General features: G+C 72.0%; 13 protein-coding genes. 8 read left to right on the forward strand and 5 right to left on the reverse strand.

From position 1 onward, the window contains the following. Positions 1-130 precede the first annotated feature (130 nt). Positions 131-343 (forward strand): hypothetical protein, encoded by a 213-nt coding sequence (locus BLW82_RS31275; protein WP_093503930.1) that lies wholly within the window; start codon positions 131-133, stop codon positions 341-343. Positions 344-391: 48 nt separating this feature from the next. On the opposite strand, the gene BLW82_RS31280 is transcribed toward BLW82_RS31275, so the two are convergent. The 3 genes from BLW82_RS31280 to BLW82_RS31290 all read right to left on the reverse strand — a co-directional run bounded on the left by BLW82_RS31280 (position 392) and on the right by BLW82_RS31290 (position 3,007). Beyond that, a complete protein-coding gene (locus tag BLW82_RS31280) occupies positions 392-1,471 on the reverse strand; it encodes a S1C family serine protease (protein ID WP_093503932.1) in 1,080 nt (359 codons plus the stop codon). A gap of 76 nt (positions 1,472-1,547) precedes the next feature. Beyond that, positions 1,548-2,249: a class I SAM-dependent methyltransferase gene (locus BLW82_RS31285; protein WP_093508383.1), complete on the reverse strand. Its 702-nt coding sequence runs from the start codon at positions 2,247-2,249 to the stop codon at positions 1,548-1,550. Positions 2,250-2,332: 83 nt separating this feature from the next. Then, on the reverse strand, positions 2,333-3,007 hold the full coding sequence (locus BLW82_RS31290) for a DUF3043 domain-containing protein (protein WP_093503934.1): 675 nt from the start codon (positions 3,005-3,007) through the stop codon (positions 2,333-2,335). 201 nt (positions 3,008-3,208) lie between these two features. On the opposite strand from BLW82_RS31290, the gene BLW82_RS31295 reads away from it, so the two are divergent. The 6 genes from BLW82_RS31295 to BLW82_RS31320 all read left to right on the forward strand — a co-directional run bounded on the left by BLW82_RS31295 (position 3,209) and on the right by BLW82_RS31320 (position 12,037). Beyond that, positions 3,209-4,000 (forward strand): PspA/IM30 family protein, encoded by a 792-nt coding sequence (locus BLW82_RS31295; RefSeq protein ID WP_093503936.1) that lies wholly within the window; start codon positions 3,209-3,211, stop codon positions 3,998-4,000. A 28-nt stretch (positions 4,001-4,028) separates the two neighbouring features. Continuing rightward, on the forward strand, positions 4,029-4,307 hold the full coding sequence (locus BLW82_RS31300; protein WP_093508384.1) for a PspA-associated protein PspAA: 279 nt from the start codon (positions 4,029-4,031) through the stop codon (positions 4,305-4,307). Positions 4,308-4,450: 143 nt separating this feature from the next. Continuing rightward, a complete protein-coding gene (locus tag BLW82_RS31305) occupies positions 4,451-5,725 on the forward strand; it encodes a sensor histidine kinase (protein WP_093503940.1) in 1,275 nt (424 codons plus the stop codon). Continuing rightward, positions 5,722-6,405: a response regulator gene (locus BLW82_RS31310; RefSeq protein ID WP_093503942.1), complete on the forward strand. Its 684-nt coding sequence runs from the start codon at positions 5,722-5,724 to the stop codon at positions 6,403-6,405. Before BLW82_RS31305 ends, BLW82_RS31310 begins: the two co-directional genes overlap by 4 nt. A 172-nt stretch (positions 6,406-6,577) precedes the next feature. After that, complete coding sequence (locus tag BLW82_RS31315) at positions 6,578-9,691, forward strand: efflux RND transporter permease subunit (RefSeq protein WP_093503944.1); 3,114 nt, start codon at positions 6,578-6,580, stop codon at positions 9,689-9,691. Between the two features lie 114 nt (positions 9,692-9,805). Beyond that, the gene (locus BLW82_RS31320; RefSeq protein WP_093503945.1) at positions 9,806-12,037 is read left to right on the forward strand and encodes a protein kinase domain-containing protein; all 2,232 of its coding nucleotides are present in this window, start codon (positions 9,806-9,808) and stop codon (positions 12,035-12,037) included. Positions 12,038-12,052: 15 nt separating this feature from the next. Here the strand turns inward: BLW82_RS31320 and nadA are convergent, their stop codons facing one another. Next, entirely contained in the window at positions 12,053-13,237 is a 1,185-nt protein-coding gene (gene nadA, locus BLW82_RS31325; protein ID WP_093508385.1) for a quinolinate synthase NadA, read from the reverse strand. A 323-nt stretch (positions 13,238-13,560) separates the two neighbouring features. Here nadA and BLW82_RS31330 point away from each other — a divergent pair, with 323 nt between their 5' ends. Next, a complete protein-coding gene (locus BLW82_RS31330; RefSeq protein WP_030951236.1) occupies positions 13,561-13,917 on the forward strand; it encodes an iron-sulfur cluster assembly accessory protein in 357 nt (118 codons plus the stop codon). A 70-nt stretch (positions 13,918-13,987) separates the two neighbouring features. On the opposite strand, the gene BLW82_RS31335 is transcribed toward BLW82_RS31330, so the two are convergent. Continuing rightward, entirely contained in the window at positions 13,988-15,721 is a 1,734-nt protein-coding gene (locus BLW82_RS31335; RefSeq protein WP_256216021.1) for a hypothetical protein, read from the reverse strand. Between the last annotated feature and the right edge of the window lie 57 nt (positions 15,722-15,778).

Here is a 15,778-nt window from a genome sequence, read left to right on the forward strand (position 1 = left end):
GCTGCGCGCCCCGTGAGGGGCGCCGGGAACTGCGCGCCCTGTCCGCACCGGCCCGCAGCCGGCCCCACAACCAGCGGAGTTTTCGTCGGCGCCCTTATACGATGCACCAGTTGGATCAAAGGAGGCCTACATGGCGGCATGGACATGGCGGTTCGAGAAGGCCGACGGGACGGAGGTCCAGCCCGCGGTGGAGCCCGAGGAGTTCACCACCCAGGGCGACGCCGAGTCGTGGATCGGCGAGCAGTGGAAGGCCCTGCTGGCCGGCGGCGCCGACCAGGTGCGGCTCTTCGAGGACGCCACCGAGATCTACGGGCCGATGAGTCTGCACGCGGACGAGTCCTGAGACGTGCCGGTCCGGGGCGGCCCACCGGCCGCCCCGCCGGTCACCGGTTCACTGCTCGCTCAGCGTCACGTCCACCGTCCTGCCGATGCCGTCCCGGCTGTAGGTCACCGTCGTCTTCTGCCCCGGCCGGTCCACGGCCAGGGACTCGGCCAGTGAGGTGATGGTGGTGATGCGGTCGCCACCCAGCCTGGTGATGATGTCCCCGGGCCGGATGCCCGCCTTGTCGGCCGCCTTCCCGTGCTCGACGGTCACCACGGCCACCCCGGCCGGCTGGTAGTTCACGTCGACCACCGTGCGCCCGGAGATGCCCAGCGCGGCCCGCCCCGAGTCGGTGACCTTGCCCTGCTTGATGATCTGGTCGGCGACCGTCTTCACCATCGACCCCGGAATGGCGAACCCGATCCCCGGCGCCGCGCTGCCACCGAGGTCCGGGTCGCTCGCGGCGAGCGTCGGGATGCCGATGACCTGGCCGTTCAGGTCGACCAGGGCGCCGCCGCTGTTGCCGGGGTTGATGGCCGCCGAGGTCTGCACCATGTTGGGGATGGTGGCGCCCGTACCGCCGCCCGCCGCGTTCTCGCTGACGGTCCGTCCGGTCGCCGACACGATGCCCTCGGTCACGCTCGACGACAGCCCGAGCGGCGATCCCATGGCCAGCGTGATCTGCCCGACCGAGACCTTCTCGGTGTCCCCGAAGGCGGCCGCCTTCAGCCCGTCCGGGATCCTGTCGAGCCTGATCACCGCCAGGTCCTGCTGGGGGTAGGAGTACACCAGCGTCGCGGTCAGCGGTTCCTCGTTGTTGGCCGTCGTCACCCTGAACTTCTTCTCGTTCCCCACGACATGCGCGTTGGTGACGATGTGTCCGTTGCCGTCGTAGACCACGCCCGACCCCAGGTCGCTGCCGGCCTGGATCTGTACGACCGACGGCAGGACGTCCCTGATCACCTTCTGGTACCGGTCCTGCAGCTCCGTCGCCGCCAGGGGGACGGCCGCCGCCTGCGCGGCCCGGGCGGCCGAGGCGTCCCTGGTCGCGTCGCCGTCGAAGGCGGAACATCCGGAGGCCAGGGCGAGGCAGCAGGAACCGAGCACGGCGGCCGAACGCAGGGTCCGGCGGGCGGGGGAAGCGTCCATGCCCCGAGTCTCGCCGCCGCGGTGACGCTCCGGCTCGCGCTGCTGACCCGAACGAGCGGCACCGGGTGAGGCGACGTCAGCCGCGCACCCCGCACAGGTGCAGCAGCGCCGCGACCGACCGGTACGGATCCGTCCGCCCGGCCCGCTCCTCCACCGCGAGCAGCGTCTCCAGGTCGGCCGGTGCCCCGGCGCCGTCCGCGGCGGTGTCCGTGAACACCCTTACGCCGTACCAGGACTGCAGCGGCGCGCCGATGCCGGCGAGGGCGCCGGTCAGGGTGCTCAGCCGGTCGGCCCGGACGTCCAGGCCCAGCCGGTTGCGGTAGGAGACGGTGTCGAAGGACTCCAGGGCGCCGGCCCAGTCACCGCTCAGCCCCGGCCGCATCGCCAGCGCGTCGGCGTTGCGCACCAGCAGCGACAGCAGCCCGCCCGGGGCCAGCATCCGGGCCAGCCCGGCGAGCAGCGCGTCCGGTTCCTGGACGTACATCAGCACCCCGTGGCAGAGCACCACGTCGAAGCTGCCCGGCAGGAAGTGGACGCCCGTGTCCCGGCCGTCCCCCTGGACGATCCGCACCCGCTCGCGGATGCCCTCCGGCTCGGCGGCCAGGGCCTCCCGCGCGGCCGCGATCATCGTCGGTTCCCGCTCGACGCCGGTCACCTGGTGCCCGGCCCGGGCCAGCCGCAGTGCCTGCGTGCCCTGGCCCATCCCCACGTCGAGCACCCGCAGCCGCTGCCCGACCGGGAAACGCCCGGCTATCTGCTCGTCGAGCTGACGGGCCACCAACCGCTGCCGCACCACATCACGCAGCCCGCCCAGCTTGTCCAGCCAGGCCTTCGCCGCACCCCCGGAGAACGGCTCTGCGCTCAGGGCCGCTCTCCGCGCTTGACCTGCGGCTTGGGCAGCCGGAGCCGGCGCATCTGCAGGGAGCGCATCAGGGCGTAGGCGACGGCGCCCTTCTTGTTCTGGTCGGGGAAGCGCTCGGCGAGGCGCTTGCGCAGCCGCAGGCCGCTGATCAGCGCGTCGAGCACGATCAGCACGATCACGACCAGCCAGAGCAGCAGCGCGATGTTCTTGATCGCCGCGTTGTTCACCACGCTCATGACCAGGATGACCACGGCCAGCGGGAGGAAGAACTCCGCCACGTTGAAACGCGAGTCGACCCAGTCACGGGCGAACCTGCGGACCGGGCCCTTGTCACGGGCCGGCAGGTACCGCTCGTCGCCGGTGGCCAGCGCCTGGCGCTGCCGCTCCATGGCGGCGCGCCGGTCGTCGCGCTGACGCTTGGCGGCGTCCTTGCGCGTCGTCGGCGTGTTGGCCACGCTGCGCCGCTGGGTCTGGGCCTCACTGCGCTTGGGCGTGGGCCTGCCCTTCGGGGCCTGCGGGTCACGGGTCTGCTTGGAGTCGGTCATCGCCGCCTTGTCGGCGGGGGCCTTCTCATCCTTGGCACGGCTACGGAACACAAAACCCAAGGGTACGGGGTCACGGGGTGTGGGCCCTAGCCCGGCGGGGAACGATCCCGCAACGCCAGTCGTCTCCATGGGGGGACAGAGGGGACGTTGCAGGCGCTTCGCTCAGGGGGACCCTCTCCTACCTGTGCCGGAGCGGAGCTGTCGGTAGTCGTCCTTGGGGATGAGCGCATCGGTCCCCGAACAGTGCGGTAATGGAGGCAGGGCCCGTACTGTGGGTTCTGTCGCAGGATCTGTGAGCTGGAGTCCGTCAGAAGGGGGCGCGCGAAGCCCATGAGCGGTGTCATGAAGCGTATGGGGATGATCTTCCGCGCGAAGGCGAACAAGGCCCTGGACAGGGCCGAGGACCCGCGCGAGACCCTCGACTACTCGTACCAGAAGCAGCTCGAGCTGCTGCAGAAGGTCCGCCGCGGCGTCGCCGACGTGGCGACCAGCCGCAAGCGGCTCGAACTCCAGCTGAACCAGCTCCAGCAGCAGTCCACCAAGCTGGAGGACCAGGGCCGCAAGGCGCTCGCCCTCGGCCGCGAGGACCTCGCCCGCGAGGCGCTCTCCCGTCGCGCCGCCCTCCAGCAGCAGGTGACCGACCTGGAGACGCAGCACGCCACTCTCCAGGGCGAGGAGGAGAAGCTCACCCTCGCGGCCCAGCGCCTGCAGGCCAAGGTGGACGCCTTCCGCACCAAGAAGGAGACCATCAAGGCCACCTACACCGCCGCCCAGGCCCAGACCCGCATCGGCGAGGCCTTCACCGGAATCTCCGAGGAGATGGGCGACGTCGGCCTCGCGATCCAGCGCGCCGAGGACAAGACGCAGCAGCTCCAGGCCCGCGCCGGCGCCATCGACGAGCTCCTCGCCTCCGGCGCCCTCGACGACCCGACCGGCACGGCCAAGGACGACATCGCCGCCGAGCTGGACCGGCTGTCCGGTGGTACGGATGTGGAGCTGGAACTGCAGCGCATGAAGGCCGAGCTCGCCGGAGGTTCGCCCCAGCAGGCGATCGAGGGCGGCACCGGTCAGGGCCAGCAGTCGCAGCAGCCGCAGGACACCCCGCGCTTCGACAAGCAGTAGCCGACGCCTGGAGGGCGACATGGCCGACATGGTCGTGAGGATCATGGGGGAGGGCCAGGTGAGGCTGGCCGACAGCCACCTCGCCGAACTGAACAAGCTGGACGACGAGCTCCTCGCGGAGACCGAGTCCGGCGACGAGGCAGCCTTCCGCCGCACCCTGACCGCCCTCCTGGACAAGGTCCGGGAGCTCGGCACAGTGCTCCCGGACGACGCCCTGGAGCCCTCCGACCTCATCCTCCCGTCCCCGGACGCGACCCTGGAGGAGGTCAGGGCACTGCTCCGGGACGACGGTCTCATTCCAGGCTGACGGTTGGGAAACTGTCTGTCCGGCGCGTGCGGACGAAGGCCGGTGACCACCCTTTCCAGCCCGTCCGGCGGCTGAGGACGAGGCCGTTCAGGCCGAAGCGGGGGTATGGGGGCGGCAGCTCCCAGAGACGTACTGTTCACACTGTGAGCCCATTCGAAAGAGCCCGGTGCAGAGCCGGCGCCCATCCACTCGCCGTGGACGCGGTCATCGCCGCCGGCGCCCTCGTCTGCATGGTCGTGAGCTCTTTCGCCGTACCGCACGGCGGGCACGGCGTCGCCTGGGGCATCCGCGTCCCGGACCCCCTCAGCCTGCTGCTCATGACGCTCGCCGCCGCGGCCCTGGTCTTCCGCAGGCACGCCCCGAAGACGGTCCTGGCCGTCACCGGCGCCGCCTCCGTCGTCGAGTGCGTCACCGGCGACCCCCGCGCCCCCGTCGCGATGGCGGCCGTGATCGCCCTGTTCACCGTCGCCGCCACCACCGACCGGCGCACCACCCTGCGGGCCGGCCTGCTCACCATGACCGTGCTCACCGCCGCCGCGATGGCCGCCGGCCCCCTGCCGTGGTACGCCCAGGAAAACCTCGCGATCTTCGCCTGGACCGGCATCGGCGCCACCGCCGGGGACGCCGTCCGCAGCCGGCGCGCGGTCCTCCAGGCCATCCGCGAGCGGGCCGAGCGCGCCGAGCGGACCCGTGAGGAGGAGGCCCGCCGCCGGGTCGCCGAGGAGCGGCTGCGCATCGCCCGGGACCTGCACGACGTCGTCGCCCACCACATCGCCCTGGTCAACGTGCAGGCGGGGGTCGCCGCGCACGTCATGGACAAGCGGCCCGACCAGGCCAAGGAGGCCCTCGGCCACGTCCGCGAGGCCAGCCGCTCCGCGCTGAACGAACTGCGGGCCACCGTCGGCCTGCTCCGCCAGTCCGGCGACCCCGAGGCGCCGACCGAGCCCGCCCCCGGCCTGCACGTCCTGGACGAACTCGCCGACACGTTCCGCAACGCCGGCCTCCGGGTCGAGGTCGCCCGCGCCGACCAGGGCACCACCCTGCCGGCCGCCGTCGACCTGGCCGCCTACCGGATCATCCAGGAGGCCCTGACCAACGTGCAGAAGCACGCGGGACCCGACGCCACGGCCGAGGTCAGCGTCGTACGCGTCGGACCGCACATCGAGGTCACCGTCCTGGACGACGGCGCCGGCGAGGAAACCGCGCCCGAGGAGGGCGGCGGCCTCGGCCTGCTCGGCATGCGCGAGCGCGTCACCGCCCTGCGCGGCACCCTCACCACCGGCCCCCGCTACGGCGGCGGCTTCCGCGTCCATGCGATCCTGCCGGTCAAGACCGACACCGACACCGACGACCGTACGGGCGACCGTACGACCGGCCGTGCCAAGGGCCGTGCGGCCGCCCTGGGGGATTCCGTATGACGATCCGTGTCCTGCTCGCCGACGACCAGGCACTGCTGCGCAGCGCGTTCCGGGTGCTCGTCGACTCCGAGTCCGACATGGAGGTGGTCGGCGAGGCCTCCGACGGCGCCGAGGCGGTGCGGCTGACCAGGGAGCGCGAGGCCGACGTCGTCCTGATGGACATCCGGATGCCGGGCACGGACGGACTGGCCGCCACCCGGCTGATCTGCGCCGACCCCGCCCTCGCCCACGTCCGGGTGGTGATCCTCACGACCTTCGAGGTGGACGACTACGTGGTCCAGGCACTGCGTGCGGGTGCCTCCGGCTTCCTCGGCAAGGGCAGCGAGCCCGAGGAGTTGCTGAGCGCCATCCGCCTCGCCGCCGGCGGCGAGGCGCTGCTCTCCCCGACGGCCACCAAGGGCCTGATCGCCCGCTTCCTCGCCCAGGGCGACCTGGGGGACGACGGCCGTGCCCCGGCCCGCGGCGAGCGGCTCGACGCGCTCACCTCACGGGAGCGCGAGGTCCTCGTCCAGGTCGCCGGCGGGCACTCCAACGACGAGATCGCCGAGCGCCTGGAGGTCAGTCCGCTGACCGTGAAGACGCACGTCAACCGGGCCATGGCCAAGCTGGGCGCGCGGGACCGGGCGCAGCTCGTGGTGATCGCGTACGAGTCGGGGCTGGTCCGCCCGAGGATGGACTGATCTCCACCCGGGAGTACTGCGGGCGGAGTAGGAGCCGGACAGGGGAACGGCACCCAGGGGCTACCCGGGCAGGTCCGGGCATGGGCGAGAGTGGTGCGGTGGGCGCTCACAGGTGCCCCCTGTGCCGTTCGTCCGCCGCTCACAGCAGCTCACCGAAAAGAGACCCTGACCCATGTCCTGGCTGTCCAGATTCAGCCTCGCGCAGCGGGCCCTGATAGGCCTCATCTCCCTGATCGCGCTCGTCTTCGGGACGATCGCCATCCCCCAGATCAAGCAGCAGCTGCTGCCGACCATCTCCCTGCCCATGGTGTCGGTCATCGCCCCGTACCAGGGCGCCTCGCCGGACGTCGTCGAGAAGCAGATCGTCGAGCCGATCGAGAACAACCTCGAAGGCGTCGACGGCGTCACCGGCGTCACCTCCACCGCGAGCGAGGGCAACGCCGTGATCATGGCGTCCTTCGACTACGGCAACGACACCAAGCAGCTGGTGGCCGACGTCCAGCTGGCCGTCAACCGCGCCCAGCTGCCGCAGGACGTCGACCCGCAGGTCATCTCCGGCTCCACGGACGACATGCCGACCGTGGTCCTCGCCGCCACCTCCGACAAGGACCAGCAGGCCCTCGCCGACCAGCTCGACAAGACGGTCGTCCCGGCCCTGAAGGACGTCGACGGCGTCGGCCGCGTCCAGGTCACCGGCGTCCGGGACCTCCAGGTCGACGTCACCCCCGACGACGCCGGGCTGGCGAAGGCCGGTCTCACCTCCGCCGCCCTCGCCCAGTCGCTCCAGGCGGCCGGCGCGACCGTCCCGGCGGGCTCCTTCGACGAGGGCGGCGCCAACCGCACCGTCCAGGTCGGCGGCGGCCTCACCTCGCTGCAGCAGATCAGGGACCTGATGGTCACCGGGCAGGGCGCGAAGAAGCCCGTGCGCCTCGGAACCGTGGCCACGGTGAAGGAGCAGGAGGCCCCGGCCGACTCCATCACCCGCACGGACGGCCGGCCCAGCCTCGCCGTCAACGTCACCATGGACCACGACGGCAGCGCGGTCTCCATCTCGAACGCGGTGAAGGACAAGCTGCCGAAGCTGCGTCAGGACCTCGGCTCCGGCGCCACCCTCACCGTCGTCAGCGACCAGGGCCCGGCGGTCTCCAAGTCCATCAAGGGGCTGACCACCGAGGGCGCCCTCGGCCTGCTCTTCGCGGTCCTCGTCATCCTGGTGTTCCTGGCCTCGGTCCGCTCGACCCTGGTGACGGCGGTGTCCATCCCGCTCTCCGTGGTCCTCACGCTGATCGTGCTGTGGACCCGCGGCCTCTCCCTGAACATGCTGACCCTGGGCGCGCTCACCATCGCGATCGGCCGGGTCGTCGACGACTCGATCGTGGTCCTGGAGAACATCAAGCGCCACCTCGGCTACGGCGAGGAGCGCAGGGCCGCCATCCTCGGCGCGGTCCGCGAGGTGGCCGGCGCGGTCACCTCCTCCACCCTCACCACGGTCGCCGTCTTCCTCCCGATCGGCCTGGTCGGCGGGATGGTGGGTCAGCTGTTCGGTCCCTTCAGCGTCACGGTCACCGCGGCCCTGCTGGCGTCCCTGCTGGTCTCCCTGACGGTCGTACCCGTCCTGTCCTACTGGTTCCTGCGCGCCCCGAAGAGCACCCCCGAGGACGCCGAGGAGGCCCGCCGCAAGGCGGAGGAGAAGGAGGCGAACAGCCGTCTGCAGCGCCTGTACGTCCCCGTCCTGCGTTTCGCGACCCGGCGCCGCCTCACCAGCGTGCTGATCGCGATCGTGGTCCTGGTCGTCACGTTCGGCATGTCCGGGCTGCTGAAGACCAACTTCTTCGACCAGGGCGACCAGGAGGTCCTCACCGTCAAGCAGGAGCTGAAGCCCGGCACCAGCCTGGCGGCGACCGACGTACAGGCGAAGAAGGTCGAGAAGCTGCTCGCCTCCGTCGACGGCGTCAAGGACTACCAGGTCACCGTCGGCTCGTCCGGCTTCATGGCGGCCTTCGGCGGCGGCACCGACACCAACCAGGCGTCGTACTCGGTGATGCTGGACGACGCGAAGTCGTACGACCGGGTGCAGAAGGCCGTCGAGGACGGCCTGCACAAGCTGTCCGGCATCGGCACGACCACGGTGTCGGCCGGTGACGGCTTCGGCAGCCAGGACCTGAGCGTCGTCGTGAAGGCGGCCGACGGCGACGTGCTGCGCACGGCCTCCGAGCAGGTCCGGGCCACGGTCGCGAAGCTGGACGACGTCACCGACGTCACCAGCGACCTGGCGCAGAGCGTGCCGCGCATCTCGGTGAAGGCCAACTCCAGGGCCGCGGCCGCCGGGTTCGACGACCAGACGCTGGGCGCCGCCGTCACCCAGGCGGTCAAGGGCACCACGGCCGCGAAGGCGACCCTCGACGACACCGAGCGGGACGTCGTCGTGAAGTCCGCCAGGCCCGCCGAGACCCTCGCGCAACTGCGGGCGCTCAGGCTGGGCCCGGTGAAGCTCGGTGACATCGCCACCGTGAAACTGGTGGACGCCCCGGTGTCGCTGACCCGGATCGACGGCCGGCGCGCCGCGACCATCAGCGCGAAGCCGACCGGTGACAACACCGGCGCGGTCAGCGCGCAACTCCAGTCCAAGCTCAAGGCGTTGAAGCTCCCGGCAGGCGCGACGGCCTCGATCGGCGGCGTCACCTCGGACCAGGACAGCGCGTTCAAGAACCTGGGCCTGGCGATGCTCGCGGCGATCGCGATCGTCTTCATGCTGCTGGTCGCGACCTTCAGGTCGCTGGTCCAGCCGTTGATCCTGCTGGTCTCCATCCCGTTCGCCGCGACCGGCGCGCTCGGCCTGCTGGTCGTCACCGGCACCCCGATGGGCGTCCCCGCGATGATCGGCATGCTGATGCTGATCGGCATCGTGGTGACCAACGCGATCGTCCTGATCGACCTCGTCAACCAGTACCGCAGCCAGGGGTACGGCGTCGTTGAGGCCGTGATCGAGGGCGGCCGGCACCGGCTGCGGCCGATCCTCATGACGGCCCTGGCGACGATCTTCGCCCTCCTCCCGATGGCGCTCGGCGTCACCGGCGAGGGCGGGTTCATCGCCCAGCCGCTCGCGGTGGTCGTGATCGGCGGCCTGATCAGCTCCACCCTGCTCACCCTGCTGCTCGTGCCGACGCTGTACGCGATGGTCGAACTCCGCAAGGAGCGCCGGGCCGGAAAGCGGGCCGCGAAGAAGGGCCGGGGGGACACGGAGTCCGCCCCCGCGGCCGAGGAGCCGCAGCCCGCGGCCGTGTGACGGTCCCGCGAACGGCGGCCGGTTCCCGGAACACCCCCGGGAACCGGCTGCCCGCGCGTACCGGTTCCGTATGCTGGCGCCGCGAACCGCACGGCGGGGAAGGGGAGTTTCGGCGTGCCGCTGCACAAGAACGACCCGCGGTCCCTCGGCGGGTACAAGCTCGCCGACCGGCTGGGGGCCGGCGGGATGGGCATCGTCTACCGGGGCAGGTCGCGCTCCGGGCGCGAGGTCGCCGTCAAGGTGGTGCACGCCCGGTACGCCGAGGACCCCGTCTTCCGCGCCCGGTTCCGGCAGGAGATCGAGGCCGCCCGCCGGGTAAGCGGCGCCTTCACCGCCCCCGTCCTGGACGCCGACCCGGACGCGCCGGCGCCCTGGATGGCCACCCAGTACGTGCCGGGCCCCTCCCTCGCCGCCCGCATCCGGGCCCACGGCGCCCTCCGTCTCACCGAGTTGCGGCCCCTGGCCCTCGGCCTGGTGGAGGCGCTGCGGGACATCCACCGGGCGGGGGTGGTGCACCGCGACCTGAAACCGGCCAACGTGCTGATGGCCGAGGACGGGCCCCGCGTCATCGACTTCGGCATCTCCCGCGCCGCCGAGAACCACAACACCCTCACCGAGACCGGGCAGATGGTCGGCACCCCGCCGTTCATGTCCCCGGAGCAGTTCACCGACGCCCGTACGGCCGGCCCCGCGTCCGACGTCTTCTCGCTCGGCGCGCTCCTGGTGTACTGCGTCACCGGACGCGGCCCCTTCGACGCCGACAGCCCCTACCTCACCGGCTACCGGGTGGTCCACAACGAGCCCGTCCTGGACGGCGTCACCGGCCCGCTGCGCGCGGTCCTGGAGCGCTGCCTGGCCAAGGACCCCGACGCCCGGCCCGGACTCGACGACCTGGCCAGGGAGTTCGCGGCGGCCCTGCCCGAGCCGTCGTCCGCCGAACCGCAGACGATGACCCTGCGGCTGCCCGCCACGCGCCCCGGCCGGCACGCCCCGGCCGCCGACGCCGCCACCCCGCCGGTCACCGGCCGCCGGTCCCGCGGCACCCCCCGCGTGCTGCTCGCCGCCGCCGCGGTGACCGCCCTGGCCCTGACCGGCTACTTCCTGCTGCAGGGCCCCGGGAACAGCGACGGCGAGGCGAGCACCGGCTCCGCCACGTCCCCAGGCTCCCGCTGGGCCGCCCTCCCGACCGGCTGGAGGCCCTGGCAGACAACGGTGTCCGCGACCGCCGGGCAGGGGGTGAGGAAGGCGCCGGGCTACGAGGGCGACACCTCCCCGTCCTGCGTGTCGGACGGCTCCTCCGTCTACTGCGGCGGCACCTCCCTCCTGCCAACCCGGGTCGACGCCACCACCGGACGGACCCTCTGGCGGGCCGGCATAGCGCCCGCGGGCGTACCGGCCGACCGCTACATCACGACCGTCCTCGGCGTGGACGACGGCCAGGTCCTCGTCGAACTCCAGATCACCGACGAGAACGGCGCGGGCAGGGCCCAGTCCGTCATGGCGCTCGACGGCAAGGACGGCAGCGGTGTCTGGTCCCACCCGGTCCGCACCGACAGCCTGGGGGCGGCCTACGGCGACGGGGTGACCCTGACCCAGGAGGGCGACGGCAGCACGTTCACCGTCCGCTCGGCGCGCGACGGCAGCGTGCGCAGCACCGTCCCCGTGCCCCGTGGCTGGCTCTGCTCGATGCTCTCCGCGGGCGACTTCCCCTATGCGGACTGCGGCGACCAGACGGACGGCTCGCACGCCACGAGGTTCTACGTCGTCCACCCCGCCGACGGCTCGGTGCGCACCCTGGACTCGCCCGCCCAGACGGCCAGTTTCGTCGGCATCCTCTCCGGACAGCTGCTCTTCCTGGAGTCGGACGACCAGGACGTCGAGAACGGCCCCGACCTGATCTACCACCGCATCGTGCGGGTGGACCCCGGCACCGGCAAGCGCACCCTGACCCCGCTGCCCGAGAAGTACCGGGGCGGGCTGCCCACCCTGGCCCACGGCACGCTCTTCCTGGCCACCTCCAGCGGTCTGGTCACCGCGTTCTCGCCCACGACCGGGGCCCGGCTGTGGGCGAGCCACACGACCCTGGAGTCGCCGGGCCAGGCCTCGGTGGACGCCCAGGGACGCACGGTGTACATGGCGGGCATGAGCGGACGGGTGGTCGCGCTCGACGCGGCGAAGGGCACCGTCCTGTGGGAGTCCTCCGCCCGCGCCGAGGTGCTCGGCAACAGCGGCCTGCTGCCCACGGTCTGGTTCAACCGCGGCGCGCTGGTCCTCTCGACCTCCGACGGCACGGTCTTCACCCTCGACCCCGCGCACCCCGAGCGCAAACCCGTCGACCCGGGGTGACACGGCGCCGTACGGCTACGGCAGCGCCAGCATCCGCTCCAGGGCCAGTTTGGCGAACGCCTCGGTCTCCTTGTCGACCTCGATCCGGTTGACCAGGTTGCCCTCGGCCAGCGACTCCAGGGTCCAGACCAGGTGGGGGAGGTCGATGCGGTTCATGGTGGAGCAGAAGCAGACCGTCTTGTCGAGGAAGACGATCTCCTTGCCCTCGGGGGCGAAACGGTTCGCGAGGCGGCGGACCAGGTTCAGCTCGGTGCCGATGGCCCACTTGGAGCCGGCGGGAGCGGCCTCCAGGGCCTTGATGATGTACTCCGTCGAGCCGACGTAGTCGGCGGCGGCCACGACCTCGTGCCTGCACTCGGGGTGGACGAGGACGTTCACGCCCGGGATGCGCTCGCGCACGTCGTTGACGGAGTCCAGGCTGAAGCGGCCGTGCACCGAGCAGTGGCCGCGCCACAGGATCATCTTCGCGTCGCGCAACTGGTCGGCCGTGAGGCCGCCGTTGGGCTTGTGCGGGTTGTAGACCACGCAGTCGTCCAGGGACATGCCCATGTCCCGGACGGCGGTGTTGCGGCCGAGGTGCTGGTCGGGGAGGAAGAGAACCTTCTCGCCTTGTTCGAAGGCCCACTCCAGCGCGCGCTGCGCGTTCGACGAGGTGCAGATGGTGCCGCCGTGCTTGCCCGTGAACGCCTTGATGTCCGCGGACGAGTTCATGTACGAGACGGGGACCACCTGTTGGGCCACGCCGGCCTCGGTCAGCACGTCCCAGCACTCGGCGACCTGCTCGGCGGTGGCCATGTCGGCCATGGAGCAGCCGGCCGCGAGGTCGGGGAGGACCACCTTCTGGTCGTCCGAGGTGAGGATGTCGGCGGACTCGGCCATGAAGTGGACACCGCAGAACACGATGTACTCGGCCTCCGGGCGGGCCGCGGCGTCCCGGGCCAGCTTGAAGGAGTCGCCCGTGACATCGGCGAACTGGATGACCTCGTCGCGCTGGTAGTGGTGGCCGAGGACGAAGACCTTGTCGCCGAGCTTCTCCTTGGCCGCGCGGGCACGCGCGACCAGGTCCGGGTCGGACGGCGAGGGCAGGTCGCCGGGACACTCGACGCCCCGCTCGCTCTTCGGGTCGGCCTCGCGGCCGAGCAGCAGCAGGGCGAGCGGAGTCGGCTGTACGTCGAGCTCCGTGGTCTGGGCGGTGGTCACGGCACGCACCCTTTCTACTTTTCGTCTATCTGACGCTATCTATCATAACCGCTTCACGTCACTTTGACGATGGCCATAGTGTCGATGTGACATCAATCCTGGCGCCGAACGGGAGGGTGGCCTCCGGGTGGCCGCCGGGTGGTCGCCGTGTGCGCGGGTCGCCGTGGGTGGCCACGGCGACTGCTGTGCGTCACTTCGGGCATGTGCGAGCATGAAGACGTAGGAAAAACGCGAGAACGCGCATGCCGGCCCGGAATGAAACAGCGGACCCGCCGGTTGCACTCGTCGGCAAGCAGTCTCCGTACAACCCGGGAGAGATGTAGATGTCCGTATCGGACGAGACCAGCACCGCCACCGACGGCATCATCCTGAGCGACGCCGCCGCGGCCAAGGTCAAGGCCCTGCTCGACCAGGAAGGCCGTGACGACCTCGCCCTGCGCGTCGCCGTCCAGCCCGGTGGCTGCTCCGGCCTGCGCTACCAGCTCTTCTTCGACGAGCGTTCCCTCGACGGCGACGTCGTGAAGGACTTCGGTGGCGTCAAGGTCGTCACCGACCGCATGAGCGCCCCGTACCTGGGCGGCGCGTCGATCGACTTCGTCGACACCATCGAGAAGCAGGGCTTCACGATCGACAACCCGAACGCGACCGGCTCCTGCGCCTGCGGTGACTCCTTCAGCTGAACCGAAGGGCACACATCGGCAAGGCGGCGGCCCCTCATGGTGAGGGGCCGCCGCCTTCGTGTGCGCGGGCTCAGCCGACCTGGGGGTTCAGCGTCGTCGCCTTCTCCTTCGGGACGGCGGCGCCGTCGGTGCCGACCACCTTCCGGCCGTCCAGCGGCGCGTCCAGGTGGACCGTCTGGTGGTACTGCTTGGCGATCATGACGCAGATCTTGTCCGGCCAGGGCGTCGCGATGACCTTCACCACCACCTGCTCGGAACCCTCGTCCGCCGTGGCCTTGTAGTCGGCGCACACCCCCCCGGTGAAGGCGACGGTCAGATCACGGCCGTCCGCCGTGTAGCCGTCCACCTTCACGTTCCTCGTGGTACCGGGGGACGAGCCGGGGCTCGCCGAGGCGGAGGCCAGGTACCGCGGGTCCACCGCCGGATGAGTCACGGTGTACGTGTCCGCCGCCCCGCGCACCTGGAACAGCCAGGACGGCACGAGCGCCTGCCGCCCGGCGACGGACTGCGCGGCCAGCCCGAACACCGCCTTCTCGACCACGGCCGAGGTCGTGGCCGACGCCGACGCGGACGCCGACGCGGACGCCGACGATGCGCCGCACGGCTGCTCCAGCCGGTCCTTCAGCGGTACGGGACTGGCGCAGCCGCCGATGCCCATCCGGTGGCCGGAGCGCGGCGCCGCGTTCATCAGGTCCAGCGTCTTCGCGGCGCCGAGCACCGGATACGTGTCGCCCTTCGCGGGCGTCGCGAGCATCCCGCTGCCGCCGACCACCTCGCCCTGCCTGCTCACGGTCAGCCCGGTCGTCCAGCCGTACGTCGGCAGCCCGCCGACCACCGGATCGGCGTTCACCACCCGCTGGGCGCCCATCACCTGGCTCGCGTCGAGCTTCGCGTCGTCCTGGCCGAGCGCCTTCAGCACCGGGGCCGCCGCCTGCTCGGCGTCGCCGACGCTCACCGGGTCACCGGCCGGGACCGCCGGGTCCTGGGTGCACACCAGGCCGCGCTTGCAGTTGTCGGTGCCCGGGGCGTAGCGGCTGTACGTCCAGATGCCCGGGGCCGTCCGGTTCACCTGGAGGCTCCCGCCCGAGCCGTCGTTGTCGGTGCCCACCTTCCAGACCTGGCCCTCGGCGACCGGGGCGCCCTCGATCCCGAGCGCCTTGGCCAGCGCGGCGACCCGGCCCTCGGGGACCTCGCCGGAGGGCTGGTACACGGCGGCCGAGCCGGGGCCTGCGGGGAGCGTGCCGCTCGCCCTGTACGTCACGCCGTACGGGTTGGGCTCGCCCGGGGCTACGCCGTTGCCGCCCGACGAGTAGCCGTCCAGGGCGAGGGCTGGGGGAGTGGCACCGCCGGACGCGCCCGAGGCCGTACCGCCGCCGGAGCCGGAGCCGGAGCCGGAGCCGCTGTTCGCGGCGAGGTAGGCGCTGCCGCCGCCGACCAGGAGCACGGCGGCGGCCACGGAGGCGATGACGAGGGCGGGGGAGCGACGACGGGGGACGGGGGCATCGGCTTCGGTGCCGGCGGCGGCCGGGGCGCCGGCCCCGGGATCCGCTTCGGCCTCGGGCGGCTCGGGAGCCTCGTCCGGTTCCGGGACCTCCTCCGGTTCCGGAACCCGCGCCGCGGCCCCCTCGGTGGACGAACCGGACTCCGCGGTGGCCCGCACGTCGGCGTCGGCGTCGGCATCGGCGTCAGCGGCCCCCTCGGGCTCGGCAGCCTTCGGCGACTCCGTGGCCTGCCGGGCCTCGGGGGGCTCCCCGGTGCCGCCCGCGGCCGCGTCGTCGTCGTTCTCGGGTCGCTCGCTCTTCACCGCATCGCTCCTTGCCGTGTCGTATCCCGCCTCCCCTTCGCGGGGGACGGCGATGGG

The organism is Streptomyces sp. Ag109_O5-10, from assembly GCF_900105755.1.
Lineage (GTDB): Bacteria > Actinomycetota > Actinomycetes > Streptomycetales > Streptomycetaceae > Streptomyces.